6 protein-coding genes are annotated in these 10141 nt (G+C 42.1%); all 6 read left to right on the top strand.

Annotated features, from left to right (window positions below; genetic code table 11):
• Nucleotides 1-71: 71 nt before the first annotated feature.
• Nucleotides 72-1409, top strand: coding sequence for an AAA family ATPase (locus AB4209_RS00595; protein WP_372054428.1), 1338 nt, complete (start codon nt 72-74; stop codon nt 1407-1409).
• A complete protein-coding gene (locus AB4209_RS00600) occupies nt 1393-2037 on the top strand; it encodes a TIGR02646 family protein (RefSeq protein ID WP_372054430.1) in 645 nt (214 codons plus the stop codon). Before AB4209_RS00595 ends, AB4209_RS00600 begins: the two co-directional genes overlap by 17 nt.
• Nucleotides 2037-5321 carry a type I restriction endonuclease subunit R gene (locus AB4209_RS00605; protein ID WP_372054432.1) on the top strand — a complete coding sequence of 1095 codons (3285 nt, stop codon included), beginning with the start codon at nt 2037-2039 and terminating at the stop codon, nt 5319-5321. Before AB4209_RS00600 ends, AB4209_RS00605 begins: the two co-directional genes overlap by 1 nt.
• Complete coding sequence (locus AB4209_RS00610; RefSeq protein WP_372054434.1) at nt 5321-6097, top strand: M48 family metallopeptidase; 777 nt, start codon at nt 5321-5323, stop codon at nt 6095-6097. Before AB4209_RS00605 ends, AB4209_RS00610 begins: the two co-directional genes overlap by 1 nt.
• Before the next feature lie 108 nt (nt 6098-6205).
• Nucleotides 6206-8623, top strand: a complete 2418-nt coding sequence (locus AB4209_RS00615) for an McrB family protein (protein ID WP_372054436.1) — start codon at nt 6206-6208, stop codon at nt 8621-8623.
• A complete protein-coding gene (locus AB4209_RS00620; RefSeq protein ID WP_372054438.1) occupies nt 8623-9702 on the top strand; it encodes a 5-methylcytosine restriction system specificity protein McrC in 1080 nt (359 codons plus the stop codon). The genes AB4209_RS00615 and AB4209_RS00620 overlap by 1 nt, the downstream gene beginning before the upstream one ends.
• The last annotated feature ends 439 nt before the right edge of the window (nt 9703-10141 follow it).

The following is a 10141-nucleotide window of genomic DNA, read 5'->3' on the forward strand; positions in this document are numbered from 1 at the left end:
CCCCTCTTCATGAGAGGGGATTAACTACTTCGGTTACGGGCAAGGGATAAATTTAACGGGTTCATAATGATATGAAATTAAAAACATTAACTTTAAAAAACTTCCGTGGCTTCAAACGGTTTGAGTGCGATTTTCAGCCTGGCATTAACGTATTGGTTGGTCTTAATGGTTACGGTAAAACCTCACTGCTAGATGCAATTTCTGTTGCTTATGGCCAGTTCTTGAGTGGCTTTGGTACAAGCACAGATCGAGCTATTCGAGACAATGATATCCACCTTGGTAAAATTGGTTCTCAAGACCAAGGTTTTACCATGGAATATCAGTTCCCCGTTCAAGTTTCGGCTCAGGCATATAATGACTACGTTGATGACTTTCCTTCTGAATGGTCTCGTTCTCGTAATACGTTAAAGAGCACAGGAACTAAAGTCTCAGGGTTGAGTAAGGTTGCAGAGCGTTTACAGAAAATCGTACAGGATGGTGCTCACCCAACACTTCCAGTTATAGCGGTTTACGGTACTGAACGACTATGGAATCAAAGCTTTGACCCATCAAATGAGTCACCAAAACTATCTAAAACAAGTCGACTGGAAGGTTATCGAGATTGGGATAAACCCGTAAGTAGCTACAAAACATTTGCTAGTTGGCTTCACCAAGAAACAATGGCAAGTTTTGAACGTGGAATGCAGCAGCAAGAGCAAAGAATGTCTGGCGGCCCTGTAAAAGGCAACATTCATGCTGACCGTTTAACTTCATTGCAGAAAGCACTCAATATTATTCTTGAGCCTTCTGGCTGGTCAAATGTTCATTACTCAGCCACTGCAAAGCAAGTGGTTGCTACGCACAAAGAACAGGGTAATGTGCCGATTTCACTACTCAGTGATGGCGTGCGGAATATGATAGGCATGATTGCAGATATTGCTCGCAGAGCAATTCAACTCAACCCTCACATGGGAACTCATGCTGTACAGGATAGCCTAGGTATTGTGCTTATTGATGAAGTCGATATGCACTTGCATCCTCAGTGGCAGCGAACAATTCTTGAAAGCTTAAAACGAGCTTTTCCAAAAATTCAATTTATTGTGACCACGCACTCGCCATTAGTGATCAGTGATAGTAAAGGCATCCATGTGAGCTTGCTGAATAATCCAGAGAAAGCGACACCAGTGCCTGAGCTATATGGTCAAGATGCTAACTCGGTTCTTCTCGATATTATGGATACTGATGTTCGAAACGCTGAAGTGAATACGAAAATCGGTGATTTGCTTGATGCTATCCATGATTCAAATATCGAGACGGCAAAACAACTACTAGCGGACTTACAAGCCGACTTGCCTGCGGGTAACTTAGAACTATCTAAAGCAAAACTCTTGCTTCGTAAGAAGGAGCTGAAAATTGCGAAAAATAGCTAAGCGTGCTGATTTTGAGCCAGACAGCCTCGATGTGTGGAAACGCAGAAATCCACAAGGAATATATGCAGATCTAACCGAAGTTGAGCGACAAGATATTCGAACTGAGTGTTCCAAAGAGCAGTTCTATCTATGTGCCTATTGCTGTAAGCCTATCTCTGGTAGCAATTTAGATACGGTGAATGAGCACGTAGAGTCTCGAAGGATCTCTCCGAATAGAAGTTTGGATTTCACTAACATCGTGGGCAGCTGCACTACTAATGGTCAATGTGACGACTCACATGGTTCACAACCTCTTCCTCTAACACCATTTATGAGCGAGTGTGAAACAGATTTAGTTTTTAAAATCAGTGGCCGTGTATCTGGTAAAACTGCTGATGCGAAAAAAACGATTGAGGTGCTAAATCTAGGTGATAAAGAAGCAAATAACAAAAGCTTAATTGAAACAAGAAAGCAATTGTCCCTTGCTCTATTGCTAGAGCACGCTATCACTCCTGAAGAAGAGGGTGACTGGGCAGAAGAGCCTGAACTGCTTGCAGACGTTATAAATGACCTCCTTACTCCAGAAAATGGAAAGCTAAAGCCCTTTGCACCTGTGGTTGCTAATGTATTGAGACAATGGATAGCATAATGAACAACTCAAGCAATGTACCTAATTTCCGTGAAGAACAGAGTGCAAAAATTCCTGCACTTACACTGCTGACCACCCTTGGTTATGAGTTCATCCCACCAAGCGAGTGCTTGGTGAAGCGAGGCAACCGATCAGTCGTTATCTTGCCTGATGTATTACGTGATGTGCTTAAACACAAAACCTACACCTTCATGGGCAAAGAGCACAAACTGTCAGAGGCAGCCATCGACAAGATTATTCATGAGCTGGCTAACCCAGCTATGAATGAAGGCTTAAAAGCGGCTAACGAGAAACTGTATAACGCACTTACCTACGGCATTAGTGTGACTGAGTTTGTTGATGGAAAGAAAGCCAACCCAACCATCGACATCATTGATTGGGAAACACCAAAAAACAATAAGTACCACTTCACCGAAGAGCTTGAAGTAGAAAACGCCTATGGAACAGGTAAGCGCATCCCTGATGTAGTGTGTTTCGTCAATGGATTACCTTGGGTTGTAATAGAAGCGAAACGCCCTGACTCTTCTTCTGAAGGGAAACCAACAGTATCGGAAGGTATCTCTCAGAACATTCGTAACCAAAAGGTAGATGAGATCCCTCACCTGTTCGCTTATAGCCAACTGTTACTCTCTGTGAATGGTAACGAAGGTTTATATGCTACCTGCGGAACGCCTGAAAAGTTCTGGGCGAAATGGAAAGAAGAAGAGATCACTGAAGCAACGTTTGCTCGTTTAAAGAATGCGGCATTAGCACAAGACAAACTCGACCTTATCTTCAACCACCGTTCTGCCAAAGTGCGTGACGAGTACCTGTCACTGATTGCTGGTGGCGATCTTGTGGTTACCGACCAAGACCGTTTATTAGTCTCACTCTTACGTCATGACCGCCTATTGGAAATGACTCAGCTTTTTACACTGTTTGATAAAAAGGCTGGCAAAATTGTCGCTCGTTATCAGCAAGTCTTCGGCATTAAAGCGTTAATTGAACGTGTTACCTCTTTTGATGAGCAGGGCGCACGTAATGGTGGCGTGATCTGGCATACAACAGGCTCAGGTAAGTCGTTCACTATGGTCTTCTTATCCAAAGCCCTTATTTGGCTTAAAGAGTTAGCCAAGTGCCGTGTCGTTGTAGTGACTGACCGTGTTGACCTTGAAGACCAACTTGCCCGTACTTTCGCTTCAGGCGGTGCATTATCGGATAAAGATAAAAAATCGGCAATGGCGACGACAGGTCGCCGTTTAGCAGATCAAATCGGTAAAGGGAACGAACGTATTATCTTCTCCATCATCAATAAGTTTGGTACGGCTATCGAACTCCCAGAGTGCTATAACAATAGCCCAGATATTATCGTATTGGTTGATGAAGGACACCGTAGCCAAAACGGTGAGAACAACATTCGAATGCAACAAGCCCTGCCGAAAGCCGCTTATATTGGCTTTACGGGGACACCATTGTTGCAAGACGATAAAACCGAGAACAAGTTCGGTAAGATCATCCACTCGTATACGATGCAACAAGCTGTAGAAGATAAAACGGTAACACCTCTATTGTACGAAGAGCGTATCCCAGACCTCAGCACCAATGATAAAGCTATTGATGCCTGGTTCGACCGTATTACTGATAAGCTTTCTGAAAAACAACGAACTGACTTGAAGAAGAAGTTTGCTCAGAAAGGTCAGATTTATCAAACCGAAGGTCGATTGGAACTCATCGCTCATGATATTTCAGATCATTTCCAAAACTTCAAACGCCAAGGTTTAAAAGGCCAACTTGCCTGTGACTCAAAAGCCTCTGCTATTCAATATAAGAAGCTTTTAGACCAAATAGGTAAAGTGACTTCCGTTGTCGCAATGTCTGCGCCTGATACTCGTGAAGGCCATGATACTGTCGATGGTGAAAGCAAAGACATAGTGCAAAATTGGTGGAAGGAAAACGTCCTTAATTCTGATTTTGGTCAAGACGAAAAAGCCTATACCCAGCTCATCATTGATGAGTTTGGTAAAGATGATGGCCCTGACATCATGATTGTAGTTGATAAACTTCTGACAGGTTTTGATGAACCCAAGAATACCGTGCTTTACATCGATAAGCCGATGAAGCAACACAACTTGATTCAGGCGATTGCTCGTGTAAACCGTCTCCATCAGAAAAAACAATTTGGTTACTTGATTGATTATCGTGGCATCTTGAAAGAGTTGGATGCGTCGATTGCCAGCTATCAAGAGCTGGAAGAACGCATTAAAGGCGGATTTGATATTGATGACCTAAAAGGTCTCTATAGCCGCATGGACACTGAATATAAGAAGCTACCAGGTTTCTATAGTGACCTATGGGCAACGTTTGAAGGTGTTCAGAACAAGCAAGATGGTCAAGCTCTACGTCAAGTATTAGCCCCTAAAATTGACACAATTGATGGTCAACTTACCGACACCAACTTGAAAAAGCGTGAGGATTTTTATGCATCCCTTACAACGTTTGCTAACTGCCTAAAAGTAGCTTTGCAATCAGCTACGTACTTTGAAGATAAGAGTTTTGATGATAAGCGGGAGCTGTACAAAAAGACGCTGAAATCGATGTCTGAGCTGCGCCGTCAAGTACGTGAAGATGCGGAAGAAACGGTTGACTACGATGAGTATGCTGAAAATATCCGAACCATGCTGGATAAGCACATTGGCGGTGTAGAGATCCAAGAATCTCAAGGCGTCTACTTAGTCGGTAACATGGGTAAAGATGTAAAGCCTGAAGATATGACCGACGATGAGGCTCGTAACAAGAAAGATGCTATCACTGGTCGTGTCACTAAGATGATTGATCAGGATCTCGCAGATGACCCATATGCTCAGGAATACTTTTCTAAATTGCTAAAACAAGCCATCGAACAAGCGAAAGAGATGTTTGATGCCCCAGTGAAGCAATACCTGTTGTTTGCTGATTTTGAAGAGCAAGTTAAAGAGCGAAATGTCGAAGGTATGCCTACCGACCGCTTCTCTGAACTTGACCCAAAAATCAAACGTCACGTCCAAGCTTACTACGGGTTATTCCTGAAAAACCTATCCGATAACAATGCTCTAAGTGAAGATGAACGCTTCGATTATGCAATGCAAATCGATGAAGTGGTGACGGCATCTGTGGCTGAATTTTCAATTAACCCACAAGAGATCGAAAACCATATTCGTCGCAAGTTATTACCTGTGCTGTTTAAGGCTGTCGGAATGGACACAGCTAAGGTAATTATTACCGATATTATCCAAATCACTCGTCTGGGTGTGGCAGGTCATCATTAATGACTTCGGTAAGTTCAAATGAAGGTAATAAAGAGGAATACAGCTTCATCTATGGTGATGAGGCTGTTACCTACGAAGTCGTTCGCAAGCCGCTCACGGAAGGCCAAAAGAGAAAGATAACCATCAAAGTTCATCCTAACTGTGAAGTGGCAATTACCGCACCAGAAGATACCGAACGTGGAGATATTCATGAAGCGGTAATGAAACGTGCTAAATGGATATATGACGCACTCAAGGAGTTTCGTGCTCACTTAGAGTATGTTCAGCCCAAGCATTATGTCAGCGGTGAAATGCAGTTTTACCTAGGGCGCAGATATGTACTCAAAGTTGTGGAAGACATTGAGGCTTTACCTTCGGTAAAAATGAATCGAGGTAAGCTCTCGGTAACCTTAACTCGTTTTAATGACGACAAGACTGCTATGGTTCGAGCTTTGGTTCGTAATTGGTATAAGGTTCGTGCAGAACGAGTCTTTCATGAGCGTCTTGCTGAATTACTTCCACAAGCGACTTGGGTTAAGGGAATACCCAGCTTTCGTGTTCTTCCAATGGCGAAGCAGTGGGGTAGCTGTTCAGCAAAAGGTAACTTAATGCTCAACCCTCACTTAATCAAAGCACCAAAAGAGTGTATTGATTACGTGATTCTGCATGAGCTGTGTCATATCGCTGAACACAACCATAGTGAGCGATTCTGGCGCTTGTTAACCAGCGTGATGCCACATTGGAAAGAAGTAAAAAGCAAACTGGATGGTATGGCTGAGTTGTATTTGAATGAGTAAGATAGCTTACAAGAAATTGAAATATAACTAAATTACATTGCAAGGGGTCGTAGTATAAAGCAACGCCCCCCTTACCCTGCACTGAAAACGAAACAAGGATAGGATCTCGTGATAGACAATAAAAACAACGAAAAGCTAATACAAGGTCAAATTGATACCGCTTGGTTCGTAGGTGCAACTTACGGCGATGATGATCAACTCGATAACTTTATTGAGCAAGGTATTTGGAAGAATGGATATAGTGACAAATACCTAGATCAAGTTAGGTCTATGCAAAAGGGCGAGAAAATCGTCATTAAGTCTGCTTTTACACGTAAATACGAACTTCCATTTGATAACCGTGGGCATATGGTTTCTGTCATGGCGGTTAAAGCCGTCGGCACAATCACTAATAATCTAAACGATGGTCAAACGGTTCAGGTTGACTGGTTAGAAAAGTTTGATGAGCCAAAGCAGTGGTACTTTTACACCAATCGAACAACTGTCTGGCGTATCGACAATACGAGCTGGATGAATAAAGCGCTTCTCGATTTCACGTTCGAGGGTACTCAACAAGATTACAGTAAATTTGCAAATGCTCCATACTGGAAAGAACGATTTGGAGACTCACCTAAAAATGATGTTCGATTCAAGTGGGCTAACTTTTACGAATCGTTTGCAGATAAACTGCTCTCGCACAAAAGTGATCGTAAAGCACTCACTGCTTTTATCATTGAGCTAGCTAACGAATATCAGCTCTCTTACATTATCGGTAAAGACCTCGATGACATTTGCCCATTTACCGTAATGGGTATTTTCAACCGTGGAGTAACAGAGCAAAACCGTAAAGCTCTTGCTAGCGCCCTAGCCCAGTTTTTGTCCGTAGATGAACCTATTCCAGAATCCTTTGAAGCGATCCCTATCCTCAATAACCAAAAGTCATGGTTCTTTGCTTATGAGGAAAACAGAGATGAGAAGGATATCGATAACCTATGGTCTATATACGAATCTGCAATAACGTATGCAGACTCTGAAAATGAAGACACTCAAAATGCTTTTGCGACTCTATATAATCAGGTATCCAGCCAACTGGGTGTAGGTTGGAACTTAACTATGGGGCTATTTTGGATCAGACCATGGGCATATCCTACGTTGGATACGCAATCTCGGGACTATCTGAATTCATTAGGGATCAACTTAAGTAAAACAGGGGCTAAAGGTCGCTGTAGTGCCAAAGATTACTTAACACTGATAAGTAATTTGGAAATTCGCTTCTCAGAAGAGAAGTTTCCTGTCCACTCTTATCCAGAGCTGTCACTAAAGGCTTGGCAGCAGCCTTCAAAGAAAAGCAGTGAAGAAGCAACCTCTCCAGATAAACGAGATGGTTGGAAGCCTCTAATACTTGAACGTATTGAGCAACTTTGTCGCTCAAATGAGTCAGCGGTATTCACTAGAGAGCAATTTCATACAGGGTATTTGGAAGAGCTAAGCAGTCTATTTCCCGACAATAATACACCAGATATGACTATAGACCGTCAAATGCAAATTTTACGAGATGAGTCAATTATTGGCTTCTTAAAACGAGGTCAATACGAATGGTATGGATACGAAGATATTGTTGATGATCTTAGCTCTGTCAATGAATCAGCCGAGTATCTAGAACCTTACAATGTCACTAACATCATCAATGACGGTTGCTTTCTAGCGGAAGAAACAGTGACACACTTACTTCAAAGACTAAGGGATAAGAAGAACCTAATTCTTCAAGGCCCACCAGGTACAGGGAAAACTTGGTTAGCTAAGCGTTTAGCATATGCCTTAATCAACGAGAAAAAAGAATCGAATCTTTGTGCCGTTCAGTTTCATCCAAACCTATCGTATGAAGATTTTGTGAGAGGTTGGCGTCCATCTGGAGATGGAAAACTCACACTATGCGATGGACCATTCCTCGAAGCTGTTGAACTGGCTCGTGAGAATCCAAATCAAAAGTACGTAGTTGTCATTGAAGAAATTAACAGGGGTAATCCAGCACAAATTTTTGGCGAGATGCTGACACTTCTGGAGACAGATAAGAGAACACCAAGTGAAGGCTTAGCCCTAAGCTACAAGAAGAATAATAACGAACGTGTCTATATTTCAGAAAACCTGTATGTCATTGGAACAATGAATATTGCCGACCGTTCTCTAGCCCTTGTTGACTTAGCCCTAAGGCGTCGATTCGCATTTTTCACTTTGGAAACTACCCTAGATGATACATGGATAAATTGGGTTTCAACGGCTAACCAGATCCCTATTCCTTTTTTACTTACCGTTAAACAAAAGATCGATCACCTAAATAATCTCATTGAAACCGATCAAAGACTGGGGAAACAATTTAAAGTCGGCCATAGTTATGTCACCCCATCGTTTAGCAGTGAGATCTCAGACCCTGTATCTTGGTTCTCTGATGTTGTTAACACTGAGATTTACCCGTTACTCGAAGAATATTGGTTTGATTCCATAGAAACGGCTGAAAACGCGCGATTAGCTCTTTTAGAAGGGTTGTAATGAGTAACTGGGAACGGGAAAAAGTTGGAATCATTCCAGTTAAAAATCTCTGGCTGCTAATGCTGTATGCGTCTGACTGTCGCTATCTAGCTGAGCACCTAGCCGATTCAGAAGCATCACACCATGATGCGCTTGAACTGGTTGGTAAAGTGCTTTGTGATCTCCTTGAATCTAGGATGAGAAGAGAGCTATCCAAGTCTTTCATCAACAGAAAAGATGAGTTGAATCGTGTAAGAGGGAGAGTGGATGTTCTTCAATCAGAAAGAAAAATGTCACTCTATAGGGGAAAAGTATTCTGCCATTTTGAAGAAGTGTCGGCCGATACTGCCCGAAACCGCTATACCCTAAACGCTTTGCAAAAACTCCAAAAGCTCACGAAAAATAAGAACCTTTTAGTTCGTTCAAGGGCAATTAGCCATCAATTAAAACAACTAGGTATTAGCGACATACAGGTTGTTGGATACAGCCCATCTAGTGAAAGATTTGGTCGCCATGAAATTGAAGACCGAAAAATTATCCAGCTAGCTGAATTGATCCACAGCATGATGCTAATCAGTGAATCGATGGGGTCTAAATTGTTACCCAAACCAGAGAAACAAGAACAGTGGGTCAGGAAACTATTCGAGAAGGCTGTTGCTGGTTTTTACAAGCTAACATTACCAAAACAGGGTTGGAAAGTCTCATCAAACAAGCAGCTCAGGTGGCAAGTTGAACAAGAATCAACTCTCATACCCTCTCTATTACCAACGATGGAGCTGGATATTCAACTTGATCATCATCAACTCAAGCAACGAATTGTCATAGATACAAAATTCACGAATATAGTAACAAAAGGACGCTTTGATAATACGACGTTTAAGAGTGGGTACATTTACCAGCTTTATGCGTATATCATGAGCCAGAAGAAAGAACAGGATCTACTTTCACTGGCATCATCTGGAATGCTTTTACACCCATCTGTGGGAGAGCATTATGATGAAGTTGTGACAATACAAGGGCATCAACTACGATTTTGTACTGTTGATTTGATGGCTAAACCGAGTGAAATAACAAAGCGCTTAGAAAACCTGATACTTTAACTTTACAGATACGGTGACTAGACACGAGTAAACTCGTGAAGTTCATATTTCAGAAGTATAACCTGAAGCAACAAAGTCATCAGTAACCTGACGATGAGTTAGACCAAGTTCGCTACTAGTGGAATCAAGCAGACATGTGTAACTTATTGAGTGCTAGGAACGAAGAGTTTTAACTATATTTGTTCTTTACGTATATCAACGTTAGAACCATTCCTGTGAACATCCCTAGGCCTACACCAATCAAAAGTGCGAAGTTAGTGTTGATAAAGTCAATCATGTGTCATTCCTCAAGAGTCGAATCGCTTTTTAAAGCATACATCACTTGAATCCGAATTCAATATCACGAAACTATCATAGCTGTACTGCTTTGTTCCAATGCCGCTTTACGGTTGGCAGCGAGAACCCAGTCGCTGCTGCTACTTGCGTATTTCGGTGATTG

The sequence above is a fragment of the Vibrio sp. 10N.286.48.C11 genome (assembly GCF_041469805.1).
In the GTDB taxonomy this organism is placed as follows: Bacteria; Pseudomonadota; Gammaproteobacteria; order Enterobacterales; family Vibrionaceae; genus Vibrio; species Vibrio crassostreae_C.

Coding starts and splice junctions, on each gene's coding strand:
- AB4209_RS00595 (WP_372054428.1), top strand. CDS start 72: ATGAAATTAAAAACATTAACTTTAAAAAACTTCCGTGGCTTCAAACGG.
- AB4209_RS00605 (WP_372054432.1), top strand. CDS start 2,037: ATGAACAACTCAAGCAATGTACCTAATTTCCGTGAAGAACAGAGTGCA.
- AB4209_RS00610 (WP_372054434.1), top strand. CDS start 5,321: ATGACTTCGGTAAGTTCAAATGAAGGTAATAAAGAGGAATACAGCTTC.
- AB4209_RS00620 (WP_372054438.1), top strand. CDS start 8,623: ATGAGTAACTGGGAACGGGAAAAAGTTGGAATCATTCCAGTTAAAAAT.